The sequence below is a fragment of the Streptomyces sp. CA-250714 genome (genome assembly GCF_050936705.1).
Classification (GTDB): Bacteria; Actinomycetota; Actinomycetes; order Streptomycetales; family Streptomycetaceae; genus Streptomyces.
In genome coordinates this window covers 3,292,872-3,305,869 of record NZ_JBNJMI010000001.1, presented here as the reverse complement: position 1 = coordinate 3,305,869, position 12,998 = coordinate 3,292,872, and the positions used below count along the sequence as shown (strand labels likewise).

The window sequence follows — 12,998 nt, the reverse complement described above, 5'->3', positions numbered from 1 at the left end:
AGCCATGGCGGGACAGAAGATCCGCATCAGGCTCAAGGCCTACGACCACGAGGTCATCGACAACTCGGCGAAGAAGATCGTCGAGACGGTGACGCGTACTGGCGCGTCGGTCGCCGGCCCGGTGCCGCTGCCCACAGAGAAGAACGTGTACTGCGTCATCAAGTCGCCGCACAAGTACAAGGACTCGCGCGAGCACTTCGAGATGCGCACCCACAAGCGTCTGATCGACATCCTCGACCCGACCCCCAAGACCGTTGACTCGCTGATGCGCCTGGACCTTCCGGCCGGCGTCGACATCGAGATCAAGCTCTGAGGGGTGTCGTAGAGATGGCTAAGCAGATCAAGGGCGTCCTGGGCGAGAAGCTCGGCATGACCCAGGTCTGGGACGACAACAACCGCGTTGTCCCCGTGACCGTCGTCAAGGCCGGGCCGAACGTCGTGACCCAGGTCCGCACCGCAGACAAGGACGGCTACGCGGCCGTCCAGATCGCCTTCGGCGAGATCGACCCGCGCAAGGTGAACAAGCCCCTCAAGGGCCACTTCGCCAAGGCCGACGTCACCCCCCGCCGCCACCTGGTGGAGATCCGCACCTCCGACGCGTCCGAGTACACGCTCGGCCAGGAGCTGAACGCGGACACCTTCGAGGCCGGCGTCAAGGTGGATGTGACCGGCAAGTCGAAGGGCAAGGGCTTCGCCGGCGGTATGAAGCGCCACGGCTTCCACGGCGGCAAGGCATCGCACGGTGCCCACCGCGTGCACCGCAAGCCGGGCGCCATCGGTGGCTGCGCCACCCCGGGCCGTGTCTTCAAGGGCACCCGCATGGCCGGCCGGATGGGCAACGAGCGGGTCACCACCCAGAACCTGACCGTCCACGCCGTTGACGCGGAGAAGGGCCTGCTGCTCATCAAGGGCGCAGTCCCCGGTCCGAACGGCGGCCTCGTCCTGGTCCGTACCGCGGCCAAGGGGGCCTGAGGAACCGATGAGCACCATTGACATCCTTTCGCCGGCCGGCGACAAGACCGGGACAGTCGAGCTCCCCGCGGAGATCTTCGACACCCAGGTCAGCGTTCCGCTGATCCACCAGGTCGTCGTCGCCCAGCTGGCCGCTGCCCGACAGGGCACGCACAAGACCAAGACCCGCGGCGAGGTCCGCGGCGGCGGCAAGAAGCCGTACCGCCAGAAGGGCACCGGGCGCGCCCGTCAGGGCTCGACCCGTGCGCCGCAGTTCGCCGGCGGTGGCGTCGTGCACGGCCCCGTGCCGCGCGACTACTCGCAGCGGACCCCGAAGAAGATGAAGGCCGCCGCCCTGCGCGGTGCCCTCTCCGACCGGGCCCGCCACGGCCGCGTCCACGTCGTCTCCGGCGTGGTCGAGGGTGAGATCTCGACCAAGGCCGCGAAGACCCTGTTCGGCAAGATCAGCGAGCGGAAGAACCTGCTGCTGGTCGTCGAGCGCACCGACGAGGCCGCCTGGCTGTCCGCCCGCAACCTGCCCCAGGTGCACATCCTGGAGCCGGGCCAGCTCAACACCTACGACGTGCTCGTCTCGGACGACGTGGTCTTCACCCAGGCCGCGCTCGAGTCCTTCGTTGCTGGCCCGCAGGCCCACACCGAAGGGAGCGACGCCTGATGGCTACGCGACACCCGAGCATTGCCTCCAAGGCAGCGAAGGCCGCGAAGGCCGCCCGCGTCGCCAAGGCCGCCCGCCGGGCTGCCGACGGTCCGGGCCCGGTCGCGCCGGCCGAGCCGAGCAAGGTCTTCTCCGACCCGCGCGACCTGCTCCTGCGGCCGGTCGTCTCGGAGAAGAGCTACGCGCTGCTGGACGAGAACAAGTACACGTTCATCGTCGACCCGCGTGCGAACAAGACCCAGATCAAGCAGGCCGTCGAAGAGGTCTTCTCGGTCAAGGTCGCCGGGGTCAACACGATCAACCGCCAGGGCAAGCGCAAGCGCACCCGCACCGGTTACGGCAAGCGCGCAGACACCAAGCGCGCCATCGTGACCCTTGTCGAGGGCGACCGTATCGACATCTTCGGCGGCCCGGCCTCCTGACGGGGGCCAGGTCGTTCAGAAGTCCTGAATCTTCCGAGGACTGAGAAATGGGTATCCGCAAGTACAAGCCGACGACTCCGGGCCGTCGCGGCTCATCCGTCGCCGACTTCGTCGAGATCACGCGGTCCACGCCGGAGAAGTCGCTGGTCCGCCCGCTGCACAGCAAGGGCGGCCGTAACAACGCCGGTCGTGTGACAGCACGCCACCAGGGCGGTGGCCACAAGCGCGCCTACCGCGTGATCGACTTCCGTCGGCACGACAAGGACGGCGTGCCGGCGAAGGTCGCGCACATCGAGTACGACCCGAACCGCACCGCGCGCATCGCGCTGCTGCACTACGCGGACGGCGAGAAGCGCTACATCCTCGCCCCGCGCGGCATCCAGCAGGGCGACCGCGTCGAGAACGGCCAGGGCGCCGACATCAAGCCGGGCAACAACCTGCCGCTGCGCTTCATCCCCGTCGGTACCACGATCCACGCGATCGAGCTGAAGCCGGGCGGCGGCGCCAAGTTCGCGCGCTCCGCCGGTGCTTCGGTGCAGCTGCTGGCGAAGGAGGGCCGGATGGCCCACCTGCGTATGCCGTCCGGTGAGATCCGGCTGGTCGACGTCCGCTGCCGCGCCACTGTCGGTGAGGTCGGCAACGCCGAGCAGTCGAACATCAACTGGGGCAAGGCCGGCCGGATGCGCTGGAAGGGCGTCCGCCCGACCGTCCGCGGTGTGGTCATGAACCCGATCGACCACCCGCACGGTGGTGGTGAGGGTCGTACCTCCGGTGGCCGCCACCCGGTCTCGCCGTGGGGTCAGAAGGAGGGGCGTACGCGCTCGCCGAAGAAGGCCAGCAACAAGTACATCGTCCGCCGCCGCAAGACGAACAAGAAGCGCTAGGAGGCGGGTTTAGATGCCGCGCAGTCTCAAGAAGGGGCCCTTCGTCGACGACCACCTCGCAAAGAAGGTGGACGCCCAGAACGACGCGGGCACCAAGAACGTCATCAAGACCTGGTCTCGCCGCTCGATGATCGTCCCGGCCATGCTGGGCCACACGATCGCGGTGCATGACGGCCGCAAGCACGTCCCGGTGTTCGTCACCGAGTCGATGGTCGGCCACAAGCTCGGCGAGTTCGCGCCGACCCGCACTTTCCGCGGCCACGTCAAGGACGACCGCAAGTCGCGTCGTCGCTGACGGGCGGGGTGTGTAGATCATGACTGACACCGAAGGGACAACCATGGAAGCCAGGGCCTCAGCGCGCTACGTGCGCGTCACGCCCATGAAGGCCCGCCGGGTGGTGGACCTTGTTCGTGGCATGGACGCCACGGAGGCTCAGGCGGTCCTGCGTTTCGCCCCGCAGGCCGCGAGCGTGCCGGTGGGCAAGGTGCTCGACAGCGCCATCGCCAACGCCGCGCACAACTACGACCACACGGACGTCGACAGCCTCTACATCTCCGAGGCCTACGTCGACGAGGGCCCGACCCTGAAGCGGTTCCGGCCGCGCGCCCAGGGCCGCGCCTACCGGATCCGTAAGCGGACGAGCCACATCACCGTGGTCGTGAGCAGCAAGGAAGGAACCCGGTAATGGGCCAGAAGGTAAACCCGCACGGGTTCCGGCTCGGCGTCACCACCGACTTCAAGTCGCGCTGGTATGCCGACAAGCTCTACAAGGACTACGTCAAGGAAGACGTCTCGATCCGCCGCATGCTCACCCAGGGCATGGAGCGGGCGGGCATCTCCAAGGTGGAGATCGAGCGGACGCGTGACCGCGTCCGTGTCGACGTCCACACCGCCCGTCCGGGCATCGTCATCGGCCGCCGCGGCGCCGAGGCGGACCGGCTGCGCGGCAACCTGGAGAAGCTCACCGGCAAGCAGATCCAGTTCAACATCCTCGAGGTGAAGAACCCCGAGACGGACGCGCAACTCGTCGCCCAGGCGGTCGCCGAGCAGCTGTCCTCCCGGGTCTCCTTCCGCCGCGCCATGCGCAAGAGCATGCAGACGGCGATGAAGGCCGGTGCCAAGGGCATCAAGATCCAGTGCGGCGGCCGTCTCGGCGGTGCCGAGATGTCGCGCTCGGAGTTCTACCGCGAGGGCCGGGTTCCGCTGCACACGCTGCGCGCCAACGTCGACTACGGCTTCTTCGAGGCCCGTACGACCTTCGGCCGCATCGGTGTGAAGGTGTGGATCTACAAGGGCGACGTCAAGAACATCGCCGAGGTGCGCGCCGAGAACGCCGCGGCCCGTGCGGGCAACCGCCCGTCGCGCGGTGGCGGCAACGACCGTCCCCGTGGTCGGGGCGGCGAGCGCCGCGGCCGTAAGCCGCAGCAGCAGGGCCAGGGCGGTGCCGAGACTCCGAAGCCGGAGTCCGTCGCGCCCGCCGGTGCCGCTGCCGAGCCGAGCGCTTCAGGAAAGGAGAGCTGACCCATGCTGATCCCGCGCAGGGTCAAGCACCGCAAGCAGCACCACCCGAAGCGCACGGGTATGGCCAAGGGCGGTACCGAGGTCGCGTTCGGTGAGTACGGCATCCAGGCTGTGACCGGTGCCTACGTGACGAACCGGCAGATCGAGGCCGCTCGTATCTCCATGACCCGTCACATCAAGCGTGGCGGCAAGGTGTGGATCAACATCTACCCGGACCGTCCGCTGACCAAGAAGCCCGCCGAGACCCGCATGGGTTCCGGTAAGGGTTCGCCGGAGTGGTGGGTCGCGAACGTCAAGCCGGGGCGCGTGATGTTCGAGCTGTCCTACCCGAACGAGAAGATTGCTCGTGAGGCGCTCACCCGCGCTGCTCACAAGCTTCCGATGAAGTGCCGCATTGTGCGGCGCGAGGCAGGTGACGCGTGATGGCGGCCGGAACCAAGGCGTCCGAGCTGCGCGAGCTGGGCGACGAGGAGCTTGTCTCCAAGCTCCGCGAAGCCAAGGAAGAGCTGTTCAACCTCCGCTTCCAGGCGGCGACCGGGCAGCTCGAGAACCACGGTCGGCTCAAGGCCGTCCGCAAGGACATCGCCCGGATCTACACCCTGATGCGTGAGCGCGAGCTGGGCATCGAGACGGTGGAGAGCGCCTGATGAGCGAGACGAATGTGACAGAGAAGACTGAGCAGCGCGGATTCCGCAAGACCCGCGAGGGTCTTGTCGTCAGCGACAAGATGGACAAGACCGTCGTCGTCGCCGTCGAGGACCGCGTCAAGCACGCGCTGTACGGCAAGGTCATCCGCCGTACCAACAAGCTCAAGGCGCACGACGAGCAGAACGCTGCCGGTGTCGGCGACCGCGTCCTCCTGATGGAGACCCGGCCGCTGTCCGCCACCAAGCGCTGGCGCATCGTCGAGATCCTCGAGAAGGCCAAGTAGGCAATTCCCGTAAGGGAATTCCAAGAGATGCTGCCTGGAGCCCGTCCTGGGCTCTCAGGTTCGTTCCGCCAGGCTCGGCAGGGATCGTGAGATCCCTGCCGGGAACCGGCAGACATACAGGAGATAGACGTGATCCAGCAGGAGTCCCGGCTTCGCGTCGCCGACAACACGGGTGCGAAGGAGATCCTCACCATCCGTGTCCTCGGCGGCTCGGGCCGGCGCTACGCGGGCATCGGTGACGTCGTCGTCGCTACCGTCAAGGACGCGATCCCCGGCGGGAACGTGAAGAAGGGCGACATCGTCAAGGCCGTCATCGTGCGCACCGTCAAGGAGCGCCGCCGCCCGGACGGTTCGTACATCCGGTTCGACGAAAACGCCGCTGTCATTCTGAAGAACGACGGCGACCCTCGCGGCACCCGCATCTTCGGCCCGGTGGGCCGCGAGCTGCGCGAGAAGAAGTTCATGAAGATCATCTCGCTCGCGCCGGAGGTGCTGTGACCATGAAGATCAAGAAGGGCGACCTGGTTCAGGTCATCACCGGCAAGGACAAGGGCAAGCAGGGCAAGGTCATCGTGGCCTACCCCCGCGAGGACCGGGTCCTGGTCGAGGGTGTCAACCGGGTCAAGAAGCACACCAAGGCCGGTCAGACGGCCCGCGGTTCGAAGACCGGCGGCATCGTGACGACCGAGGCCCCGATCCACGTCAGCAATGTTCAGCTGGTCGTGGAGAAGGACGGCAAGAAGGTCGTGACCCGCGTCGGATACCGCTTCGACGATGACGGCAACAAGATCCGCGTTGCCAAGCGGACCGGTGAGGACATCTGATGACTGCCACCACCACCGAGGCCCCGCGCCTCAAGCAGCGCTACCGCGCCGAGATCCAGGGCAAGCTGCAGGACGAGTTCTCCTACGACAACGTCATGCGGATCCCCGGTCTGACCAAGATCGTGGTCAACATGGGTGTGGGCGACGCCGCCCGCGACTCCAAGCTGATCGAGGGTGCCATCAAGGACCTCGCCACGATCACCGGCCAGAAGCCCGCCGTCACCAAGGCCCGTAAGTCCATCGCGCAGTTCAAGCTGCGTGAGGGGCAGCCGATCGGCGCCCACGTGACGCTGCGCGGCGACCGGATGTGGGAGTTCCTGGACCGCCTGCTGTCCCTCGCACTGCCGCGCATCCGCGACTTCCGCGGTCTGTCGCCCAAGCAGTTCGACGGCCGGGGCAACTACACCTTCGGTCTCACGGAGCAGGTCATGTTCCACGAGATCGACCAGGACAAGATCGACCGGGTCCGGGGCATGGACATCACCGTGGTCACCACGGCGACCAACGACGACGAGGGTCGTGCCCTGCTTCGTCACCTCGGCTTCCCGTTCAAGGAGAACTGATCATGGCGAAGAAGGCTCTGATCTCGAAGGCCAGCCGCAAGCCGAAGTTCTCGGTGCGTGCCTACACACGTTGCCAGCGCTGCGGTCGTCCGCACTCCGTCTACCGCAAGTTCGGCCTGTGCCGCGTGTGCCTTCGCCAGATGGCGCACCGTGGCGAGCTGCCGGGCGTGACCAAGAGCTCCTGGTAATCCCTTCGGGGATCAGCCAGGACTCTCGGTAAGCTGAAAAGTCGCTTACTACGCCGTAGGTCCCCCGCGACGCACCCGTCCCGTCGTCGGCCGCAAGGCCGGCGGACGGGGAGAAGGACGACGCATACAGGGAAACCCCGGCGAGAGAGGCCGAAGGCCATCACATGACCATGACCGATCCCATCGCAGACATGCTGACGCGTCTGCGTAACGCGAACTCGGCGTACCACGACACCGTGGAGATGCCGCACAGCAAGATCAAGTCGCACATCGCGGAGATCCTCCAGCAGGAGGGCTACATCACCGGCTGGAAGACCGAGGACGCCAAGGTCGGCAAGAACCTTGTCCTCGAGCTGAAGTTCGGCCCGAACCGCGAGCGCTCGATCGCCGGCATCAAGCGGATCTCGAAGCCGGGTCTGCGGGTCTACGCAAAGTCCACCAACCTGCCGAAGGTGCTCGGCGGCCTGGGCGTGGCGATCATCTCCACGTCGCACGGTCTGCTGACCGACAAGCAGGCGCAGAAGAAGGGCGTGGGTGGGGAAGTCCTCGCCTACGTCTGGTAACGGAAGGGAACGGAGGTAAAGCAATGTCGCGTATCGGCAAGCTCCCCATCCAGGTTCCCGCCGGTGTGGACGTCACCATCGATGGCCAGACGGTCGCGGTGAAGGGCCCCAAGGGCTCCCTCTCGCACACCGTTGCCGCGCCCATCGAGATCGCCAAGGGCGAGGACGGCGCGCTCGTCGTCACCCGTCCGAACGACGAGAGCCGGAACAGGGCCCTGCACGGTCTGTCCCGCACGCTGGTGGCGAACATGATCACTGGCGTGACCCAGGGGTTCAGCAAGAACCTCGAAATCAGCGGTGTCGGCTACCGGGTCCAGGCCAAGGGCTCCAACCTGGAGTTCTCGCTGGGCTACAGCCACCCGATCCTGGTGGAGGCCCCCGAGGGGATCTCGTTCAAGGTCGAGTCCCCGACCAAGTTCACGGTCGAGGGCATCGACAAGCAGCAGGTCGGCGAGGTCGCCGCGAAGATCCGCAAGCTGCGCAGGCCCGACCCCTACAAGGCCAAGGGCGTGAAGTACGCCGGCGAGGTCATCCGCCGCAAGGTCGGAAAGGCTGGTAAGTAAGCCATGGCATACGGCGTGAAGATCGCCAAGGGCGACGCCTACAAGCGTTCCGCCACCAAGCGCCGTCACATTCGCATCCGCAAGAAGGTCTCGGGCACCCCCGAGCGCCCCCGCCTTGTGGTGACGCGCACCAACCGTGGTATCACCGCCCAGGTGATCGACGACATCGCGGGCCACACGCTGGCCTCGGCGTCGCACCTGGACAGTTCGGTCCGCGGTGGTGAGGGTGACAAGAGCGCCCAGGCCAAGCAGGTCGGCGCACTGGTCGCCGAGCGTGCCAAGGCCGCGGGTATCGAGGCCGTCGTGTTCGACCGCGGTGGCAACAAGTACGCAGGGCGGATTGCCGCTCTGGCTGACGCCGCCCGCGAGGCCGGGCTCAAGTTCTGAGCCCTGGTTCCGTGAGCTAGCGGACAAAGAGAGAGGTAATTCCAATGGCTGGACCCCAGCGCCGCGGTGGCGGCGCCGGTGGCGGCGAGCGGCGGGACCGTAAGGGCCGGGACGGCGGCGCTGCCGCCGAGAAGACCGCGTACGTTGAGCGCGTTGTCGCGATCAACCGCGTCGCCAAGGTTGTGAAGGGTGGTCGTCGCTTCAGCTTCACCGCGCTGGTCGTGGTGGGCGACGGTGACGGCACCGTGGGTGTCGGATACGGCAAGGCCAAGGAGGTGCCGGCCGCCATCGCCAAGGGCGTTGAGGAGGCCAAGAAGCACTTCTTCAAGGTCCCGCGTATCCAGGGCACCATTCCGCACCCGATCCAGGGTGAGGAAGCCGCGGGTGTCGTGCTGCTCAAGCCGGCCTCGCCCGGTACCGGTGTGATCGCCGGTGGCCCGGTGCGTGCCGTGCTGGAGTGCGCGGGCATCCACGACGTGCTCAGCAAGTCGCTCGGCTCGTCGAACCCGATCAACATCGTGCACGCCACGGTGGCGGCGCTCCGCGGGCTTCAGCGCCCGGAGGAGATCGCGGCCCGTCGTGGTCTGCCGCTCGAGGACGTGGCACCCGCCGCTCTGCTGCGGGCGCGTGCAGGGGTGAGCGCGTAATGGCTCGCCTGAAGATCACGCAGACCCGTTCCGTTATCGGGACCAAGCAGAACCACCGTGACACGCTGCGGACCCTCGGTCTCAAGCGCGTCAACGATGTGGCCGTCCGCGAGGACAGCGCCGTCGTGCGCGGTCAGGTGCACACCGTGCGCCACCTCGTGACGGTCGAGGAGGTCGACTGAGATGGCTGACTCTCAGGGCGAAAACCCGCTGAAGGTCCACAACCTCCGTCCTGCCCCGGGTGCCAAGACCGCCAAGACCCGTGTGGGTCGTGGTGAGGCGTCCAAGGGCAAGACCGCGGGTCGTGGCACCAAGGGCACCAAGGCCCGGTACCAGGTTCCGGAGCGCTTCGAGGGTGGGCAGATGCCGCTGCACATGCGGCTGCCCAAGCTCAAGGGCTTCAACAACCCCGCCCACAAGCAGTTCCAGGTCGTGAACCTGGAGAAGCTGGCCGCGCTCTACCCCGAGGGTGGCGAGGTCACGGTGGCCGATCTGGTCGCCAAGGGCGCTGTGCGCAAGAACGAGCTGGTCAAGGTGCTCGGCGATGGCGACATCTCGGTGGCGCTGACGGTGACCGTCGACAAGGTCTCCGGCTCCGCCAAGGAGAAGATCACCGCTGCCGGCGGCACCGTCACCGAACTCCTCTGAGTTCGTTGACCAGGTGAACGACAGGCCGGGGATGTCCCAACGGGACATCCCCGGTTGGTCGTTTGCACAGCTGGTCGTTTCTCGGTGGTGCACCGGCCGGTAAGGTGGCACCACGTTGATAACTGTCGATCCTCAAGACCGTCACCTCTCGCGCAGTAGATCGCGGGGGGCGCAGGAGGCACCGTGCTCACCGCGTTCGCCCGGGCGTTCCAGACGCCCGACCTGCGCAAGAAGCTGCTCTTCACGCTCGGCATCATGGTGCTCTTCCGAATCGGAGCGCACGTTCCCGTGCCGGGCGTCAGCTACGAGAACGTCCAAGCCTGTATGGACGAGGCCAAGGGCGCGCAGGGCCTGTTCGGCCTGGTCAACATGTTCAGCGGTGGCGCGCTGCTCCAGATCACCATCTTCGCGCTCGGGATCATGCCGTACATCACGGCGAGCATCATCCTGCAGCTGCTGGTCGTGGTCATCCCACGGCTGGAGGCGCTGAAGAAGGAAGGGCAGGCCGGGCAGGCGAAGATCACGCAGTACACGCGTTATCTGACTGTCGCGCTCGCCATTCTCCAGGCCACCGGCCTGGTCGCCACCGCACGCAGCGGCAGCCTTTTCCAGAACTGCAGCGTCGGCACCCAGATCATCCCCGATCAGTCCATCTTCCCCACCATCGTGATGGTCATCACGATGACCGCGGGTACCGGCCTGATCATGTGGCTGGGTGAGCTGATCACCGACCGCGGAATCGGCAACGGTATGTCGATTCTGATGTTCGTCTCCATCGCGGCCGGATTCCCCGGCGCGCTGTGGGCCATCAAGAAGCAGGGCAAGCTGGCCGATGGCTGGATCGAGTTCGGCGCCGTCATCCTCTGCGGACTGGCGATGGTCGCCCTGGTGGTCTTCGTCGAGCAGGCGCAGCGCCGTATTCCGGTGCAGTACGCGAAGCGGATGATCGGCCGGCGGAGTTACGGCGGGACCTCGACCTACATTCCGCTCAAGGTCAATCAGGCCGGTGTGATTCCCGTCATCTTCGCCTCGTCGCTGCTCTACATTCCCGCGCTGATTGTCCAGTTCAGTGGTTCCCAGGCGGGCTGGGCGCAGTGGATTCAGGCCCACTTCGTGAAGGGTGATCACCCTCTTTACATCGCGACCTACTTCCTGCTGATTGTCTTTTTCGCCTTCTTCTACGTGGCCATCTCCTTCAACCCCGAAGAAGTTGCCGACAACATGAAGAAGTATGGTGGCTTCATCCCGGGCATCCGGGCTGGTCGTCCCACCGCGGAGTACCTGAGCTACGTGCTGAACCGCATCACGTGGCCCGGCTCTCTGTACCTGGGTCTGATCGCACTGGTGCCGACCGTCGCGCTGATCATGTTCAACGCCAACCAGAACTTCCCGTTCGGCGGCACGAGCATCCTGATCATCGTGGGCGTCGGTCTCGAAACCGTGAAGCAGATCGAGAGCCAGCTTCAGCAGCGCCATTACGAAGGGTTCCTCCGCTGATGCGTATCGTCCTCGTCGGGCCCCCTGGTGCGGGCAAGGGAACACAGGCGGCGTTCCTCGCCAAGAACCTCGCGATTCCCCACATCGCCACCGGCGACCTCTTCCGCGCCAACATCAGCCAGGGCACCCCGCTCGGGCAGAAGGCGCAGGAGTACATGCGGGCCGGCCAGCTGGTACCCGACGAGGTCACCATCGGGATGGCCAGGAGCCGGATGGAGGAGCCGGACGCTGCGGCCGGATTCCTGCTCGACGGCTTTCCGAGGAACATCGCCCAGGCTCAGGCGCTGGACGGCTATCTGGACGAGACCGGCCAGAAGCTGGACGCGGTGCTCGACCTGGAGGTCCCCGAGGACGAGGTCGTCAAGCGGATCGCCGGACGGCGCATCTGCCGCAACGACAGCAGCCACGTATTCCACGTCGAGTACAGCCCGGCCACGACCGAGGGCGTCTGCGACGTGTGCGGCGGCGAGCTCTACCAGCGCGAGGACGACCGCGAGGAGACCGTGCGCAAGCGGCTCGAGGTCTACCACAGCGAGACGGAGCCGATCATCGACCACTACAAGGCGCAGGGCCTCGTGACCACGATCTCCGCGCTGGGCGCGGTCAGCGAGGTCACGGAACGCGCAATGCAGGCGCTGTCCGCGGAGTAGTCGTACGTATGGGCTCGGCTGCGTGACGATGCGGCCGGACCCTGTGGCGCGGTGGCTGACTGCCGTCGCGGCCGGTTTCGAGGTGGGGCCGGGCTGACGCCCGGCCCCACCTCGCGTTCCGCGGCCCCCCGTCAGGGCGGGCCCTCGCGGTCGGGGCGCCCCCCAGGGGCTGGCAGACTGGTGGGAGTACTCAGTCAGCGGTGAGGCCCGAGCGGCCAGCGGAGAGGCGGACGTCGGCATGGTCGAGATCAAGACCCCGGAGCAGATCGCGAAGATGCGCGAGGCGGGGCTGGTCGTCGCCGCTATGCACGAGGCGTGCGCGGAGGCCGCCGTGCCGGGCGCGACGACGAAGGACCTGGACGAGGTCGCGGCGAAGGTGCTGGCCGACCACGGCGCCAAGCCGAACTTCCTCGGCTACGGCGGATTCCCGGGCAACATCTGCACCTCGGTGAACGATGTCGTCGTCCACGGCATCCCCAGCAAGGACACGGTCCTGAAGGCCGGTGACCTGCTCTCCATCGACGCCGGCGCGATCATCGACGGCTGGCACGGGGACGCCGCGCTGACCGTCTTCGTCGGCGAGGGCCACTCCGCGGAGCTGCACGAGCTCAGCCGGGTGACGGAGGCGTCGATGTGGGCCGGGATCGCCGCCATGCGCAAGGGCAACCGGCTGGTCGACATCTCCAAGGCCATCGAGGGCTACATCCGGCGGCAGCCGCGCCCGGCGGGCGGCAAGTACGGGATCATCGAGGACTACGGCGGCCACGGGATCGGCTCCCAGATGCACATGGACCCCCACCTGCTGAACTACGTCGAGCGGCGGCGGGGCAAGGGGCCGAAGCTGGTGCCGGGGATGTGCCTGGCCATCGAGCCGATGGTGAGCCTGGGCACGCCTCGTACGCATGTGCTGTCGGATGACTGGACCGTCAAGACGAATGACGGCACCTGGTCCTCGCACTGGGAGCACTCCGTCGCGCTGACCGAGCAGGGGCCGCTGGTGCTGACCGCGCGTGACGGTGGCCGCGCCAAGCTCGCGGAGCTCGGCGTCGAGGCCGCACCGGACCCGCTCGGCTGAATCTGTC

The 12,998-nt window shown here is 66.9% G+C and carries 24 protein-coding genes; all 24 read left to right on the top strand.

All coding sequences use genetic code 11. The features are described from left to right. Window positions 1-4 precede the first annotated feature (4 nt). The 24 genes from rpsJ (at window position 5) to map (ending at window position 12,991) form a co-directional block, all read left to right on the top strand. Window positions 5-313: a 30S ribosomal protein S10 gene (gene rpsJ, locus ACQEU8_RS14645; RefSeq protein ID WP_016473429.1), complete on the top strand. Its 309-nt coding sequence runs from the start codon at window positions 5-7 to the stop codon at window positions 311-313. Window positions 314-327: 14 nt separating this feature from the next. After that, on the top strand, window positions 328-972 hold the full coding sequence (rplC, locus tag ACQEU8_RS14640) for a 50S ribosomal protein L3 (RefSeq protein ID WP_433100636.1): 645 nt from the start codon (window positions 328-330) through the stop codon (window positions 970-972). A gap of 7 nt (window positions 973-979) precedes the next feature. Then, on the top strand, window positions 980-1,627 hold the full coding sequence (gene rplD, locus ACQEU8_RS14635) for a 50S ribosomal protein L4 (protein ID WP_433100634.1): 648 nt from the start codon (window positions 980-982) through the stop codon (window positions 1,625-1,627). After that, a complete protein-coding gene (gene rplW / locus ACQEU8_RS14630; RefSeq protein WP_433100632.1) occupies window positions 1,627-2,049 on the top strand; it encodes a 50S ribosomal protein L23 in 423 nt (140 codons plus the stop codon). The genes rplD and rplW overlap by 1 nt, the downstream gene beginning before the upstream one ends. 47 nt (window positions 2,050-2,096) lie before the next feature. Further along, a complete protein-coding gene (rplB, locus tag ACQEU8_RS14625) occupies window positions 2,097-2,933 on the top strand; it encodes a 50S ribosomal protein L2 (protein ID WP_433100630.1) in 837 nt (278 codons plus the stop codon). A gap of 13 nt (window positions 2,934-2,946) precedes the next feature. After that, window positions 2,947-3,228: a 30S ribosomal protein S19 gene (gene rpsS / locus ACQEU8_RS14620; RefSeq protein ID WP_099883474.1), complete on the top strand. Its 282-nt coding sequence runs from the start codon at window positions 2,947-2,949 to the stop codon at window positions 3,226-3,228. Window positions 3,229-3,271: 43 nt separating this feature from the next. Beyond that, on the top strand, window positions 3,272-3,619 hold the full coding sequence (gene rplV, locus ACQEU8_RS14615; RefSeq protein ID WP_237320015.1) for a 50S ribosomal protein L22: 348 nt from the start codon (window positions 3,272-3,274) through the stop codon (window positions 3,617-3,619). Beyond that, window positions 3,619-4,455: a 30S ribosomal protein S3 gene (gene rpsC / locus ACQEU8_RS14610; RefSeq protein WP_433100627.1), complete on the top strand. Its 837-nt coding sequence runs from the start codon at window positions 3,619-3,621 to the stop codon at window positions 4,453-4,455. The genes rplV and rpsC overlap by 1 nt, the downstream gene beginning before the upstream one ends. A 3-nt stretch (window positions 4,456-4,458) precedes the next feature. Next, window positions 4,459-4,878, top strand: a complete 420-nt coding sequence (gene rplP / locus ACQEU8_RS14605) for a 50S ribosomal protein L16 (RefSeq protein ID WP_099883477.1) — start codon at window positions 4,459-4,461, stop codon at window positions 4,876-4,878. After that, complete coding sequence (rpmC, locus tag ACQEU8_RS14600; protein ID WP_016473420.1) at window positions 4,878-5,102, top strand: 50S ribosomal protein L29; 225 nt, start codon at window positions 4,878-4,880, stop codon at window positions 5,100-5,102. Before rplP ends, rpmC begins: the two co-directional genes overlap by 1 nt. Continuing rightward, window positions 5,102-5,386, top strand: coding sequence for a 30S ribosomal protein S17 (rpsQ, locus tag ACQEU8_RS14595; RefSeq protein ID WP_433100625.1), 285 nt, complete (start codon window positions 5,102-5,104; stop codon window positions 5,384-5,386). The genes rpmC and rpsQ overlap by 1 nt, the downstream gene beginning before the upstream one ends. A 129-nt stretch (window positions 5,387-5,515) precedes the next feature. Then, complete coding sequence (rplN, locus tag ACQEU8_RS14590) at window positions 5,516-5,884, top strand: 50S ribosomal protein L14 (RefSeq protein ID WP_019354942.1); 369 nt, start codon at window positions 5,516-5,518, stop codon at window positions 5,882-5,884. Window positions 5,885-5,886: 2 nt separating this feature from the next. Continuing rightward, window positions 5,887-6,210: a 50S ribosomal protein L24 gene (gene rplX, locus ACQEU8_RS14585; protein WP_099883479.1), complete on the top strand. Its 324-nt coding sequence runs from the start codon at window positions 5,887-5,889 to the stop codon at window positions 6,208-6,210. Beyond that, window positions 6,210-6,773 carry a 50S ribosomal protein L5 gene (gene rplE / locus ACQEU8_RS14580; protein ID WP_099883480.1) on the top strand — a complete coding sequence of 188 codons (564 nt, stop codon included), beginning with the start codon at window positions 6,210-6,212 and terminating at the stop codon, window positions 6,771-6,773. Before rplX ends, rplE begins: the two co-directional genes overlap by 1 nt. 2 nt (window positions 6,774-6,775) lie before the next feature. Continuing rightward, window positions 6,776-6,961, top strand: coding sequence for a type Z 30S ribosomal protein S14 (locus tag ACQEU8_RS14575; RefSeq protein ID WP_027738922.1), 186 nt, complete (start codon window positions 6,776-6,778; stop codon window positions 6,959-6,961). A gap of 164 nt (window positions 6,962-7,125) precedes the next feature. Continuing rightward, complete coding sequence (gene rpsH / locus ACQEU8_RS14570) at window positions 7,126-7,524, top strand: 30S ribosomal protein S8 (protein WP_209239898.1); 399 nt, start codon at window positions 7,126-7,128, stop codon at window positions 7,522-7,524. Between the two features lie 23 nt (window positions 7,525-7,547). Continuing rightward, on the top strand, window positions 7,548-8,087 hold the full coding sequence (rplF, locus tag ACQEU8_RS14565) for a 50S ribosomal protein L6 (protein WP_433100621.1): 540 nt from the start codon (window positions 7,548-7,550) through the stop codon (window positions 8,085-8,087). A 3-nt stretch (window positions 8,088-8,090) separates the two neighbouring features. Beyond that, on the top strand, window positions 8,091-8,474 hold the full coding sequence (gene rplR / locus ACQEU8_RS14560; protein WP_433100619.1) for a 50S ribosomal protein L18: 384 nt from the start codon (window positions 8,091-8,093) through the stop codon (window positions 8,472-8,474). Window positions 8,475-8,518: 44 nt separating this feature from the next. Next, entirely contained in the window at window positions 8,519-9,121 is a 603-nt protein-coding gene (gene rpsE / locus ACQEU8_RS14555) for a 30S ribosomal protein S5 (RefSeq protein ID WP_016473411.1), read from the top strand. After that, window positions 9,121-9,303 (top strand): 50S ribosomal protein L30, encoded by a 183-nt coding sequence (gene rpmD, locus ACQEU8_RS14550; protein WP_433100616.1) that lies wholly within the window; start codon window positions 9,121-9,123, stop codon window positions 9,301-9,303. The genes rpsE and rpmD overlap by 1 nt, the downstream gene beginning before the upstream one ends. Window position 9,304: 1 nt before the next feature. Next, window positions 9,305-9,769, top strand: a complete 465-nt coding sequence (rplO, locus tag ACQEU8_RS14545) for a 50S ribosomal protein L15 (protein ID WP_209239894.1) — start codon at window positions 9,305-9,307, stop codon at window positions 9,767-9,769. Window positions 9,770-9,952: 183 nt separating this feature from the next. After that, entirely contained in the window at window positions 9,953-11,266 is a 1,314-nt protein-coding gene (gene secY / locus ACQEU8_RS14540; protein WP_433100614.1) for a preprotein translocase subunit SecY, read from the top strand. Beyond that, entirely contained in the window at window positions 11,266-11,916 is a 651-nt protein-coding gene (locus ACQEU8_RS14535; RefSeq protein WP_433100612.1) for an adenylate kinase, read from the top strand. The genes secY and ACQEU8_RS14535 overlap by 1 nt, the downstream gene beginning before the upstream one ends. A 238-nt stretch (window positions 11,917-12,154) precedes the next feature. Beyond that, window positions 12,155-12,991: a type I methionyl aminopeptidase gene (map, locus tag ACQEU8_RS14530; RefSeq protein ID WP_433100610.1), complete on the top strand. Its 837-nt coding sequence runs from the start codon at window positions 12,155-12,157 to the stop codon at window positions 12,989-12,991. Window positions 12,992-12,998: the final 7 nt, after the last annotated feature.

Bases quoted from the DNA above. Each gene is read 5' to 3' on its own strand.
- rpsJ (WP_016473429.1), top strand. From the start codon at position 5: ATGGCGGGACAGAAGATCCGCATCAGGCTCAAGGCCTACGACCACGAG.
- rplC (WP_433100636.1), top strand. From the start codon at position 328: ATGGCTAAGCAGATCAAGGGCGTCCTGGGCGAGAAGCTCGGCATGACC.
- rplD (WP_433100634.1), top strand. From the start codon at position 980: ATGAGCACCATTGACATCCTTTCGCCGGCCGGCGACAAGACCGGGACA.
- rplW (WP_433100632.1), top strand. From the start codon at position 1,627: ATGGCTACGCGACACCCGAGCATTGCCTCCAAGGCAGCGAAGGCCGCG.
- rplB (WP_433100630.1), top strand. From the start codon at position 2,097: ATGGGTATCCGCAAGTACAAGCCGACGACTCCGGGCCGTCGCGGCTCA.
- rpsS (WP_099883474.1), top strand. From the start codon at position 2,947: ATGCCGCGCAGTCTCAAGAAGGGGCCCTTCGTCGACGACCACCTCGCA.
- rplV (WP_237320015.1), top strand. From the start codon at position 3,272: ATGGAAGCCAGGGCCTCAGCGCGCTACGTGCGCGTCACGCCCATGAAG.
- rpsC (WP_433100627.1), top strand. From the start codon at position 3,619: ATGGGCCAGAAGGTAAACCCGCACGGGTTCCGGCTCGGCGTCACCACC.
- rplP (WP_099883477.1), top strand. From the start codon at position 4,459: ATGCTGATCCCGCGCAGGGTCAAGCACCGCAAGCAGCACCACCCGAAG.
- rpmC (WP_016473420.1), top strand. From the start codon at position 4,878: ATGGCGGCCGGAACCAAGGCGTCCGAGCTGCGCGAGCTGGGCGACGAG.
- rpsQ (WP_433100625.1), top strand. From the start codon at position 5,102: ATGAGCGAGACGAATGTGACAGAGAAGACTGAGCAGCGCGGATTCCGC.
- rplX (WP_099883479.1), top strand. From the start codon at position 5,887: ATGAAGATCAAGAAGGGCGACCTGGTTCAGGTCATCACCGGCAAGGAC.
- rplE (WP_099883480.1), top strand. From the start codon at position 6,210: ATGACTGCCACCACCACCGAGGCCCCGCGCCTCAAGCAGCGCTACCGC.
- ACQEU8_RS14575 (WP_027738922.1), top strand. From the start codon at position 6,776: ATGGCGAAGAAGGCTCTGATCTCGAAGGCCAGCCGCAAGCCGAAGTTC.
- rpsH (WP_209239898.1), top strand. From the start codon at position 7,126: ATGACCATGACCGATCCCATCGCAGACATGCTGACGCGTCTGCGTAAC.
- rplF (WP_433100621.1), top strand. From the start codon at position 7,548: ATGTCGCGTATCGGCAAGCTCCCCATCCAGGTTCCCGCCGGTGTGGAC.
- rplR (WP_433100619.1), top strand. From the start codon at position 8,091: ATGGCATACGGCGTGAAGATCGCCAAGGGCGACGCCTACAAGCGTTCC.
- rpsE (WP_016473411.1), top strand. From the start codon at position 8,519: ATGGCTGGACCCCAGCGCCGCGGTGGCGGCGCCGGTGGCGGCGAGCGG.
- rpmD (WP_433100616.1), top strand. From the start codon at position 9,121: ATGGCTCGCCTGAAGATCACGCAGACCCGTTCCGTTATCGGGACCAAG.
- rplO (WP_209239894.1), top strand. From the start codon at position 9,305: ATGGCTGACTCTCAGGGCGAAAACCCGCTGAAGGTCCACAACCTCCGT.
- ACQEU8_RS14535 (WP_433100612.1), top strand. From the start codon at position 11,266: ATGCGTATCGTCCTCGTCGGGCCCCCTGGTGCGGGCAAGGGAACACAG.
- map (WP_433100610.1), top strand. From the start codon at position 12,155: ATGGTCGAGATCAAGACCCCGGAGCAGATCGCGAAGATGCGCGAGGCG.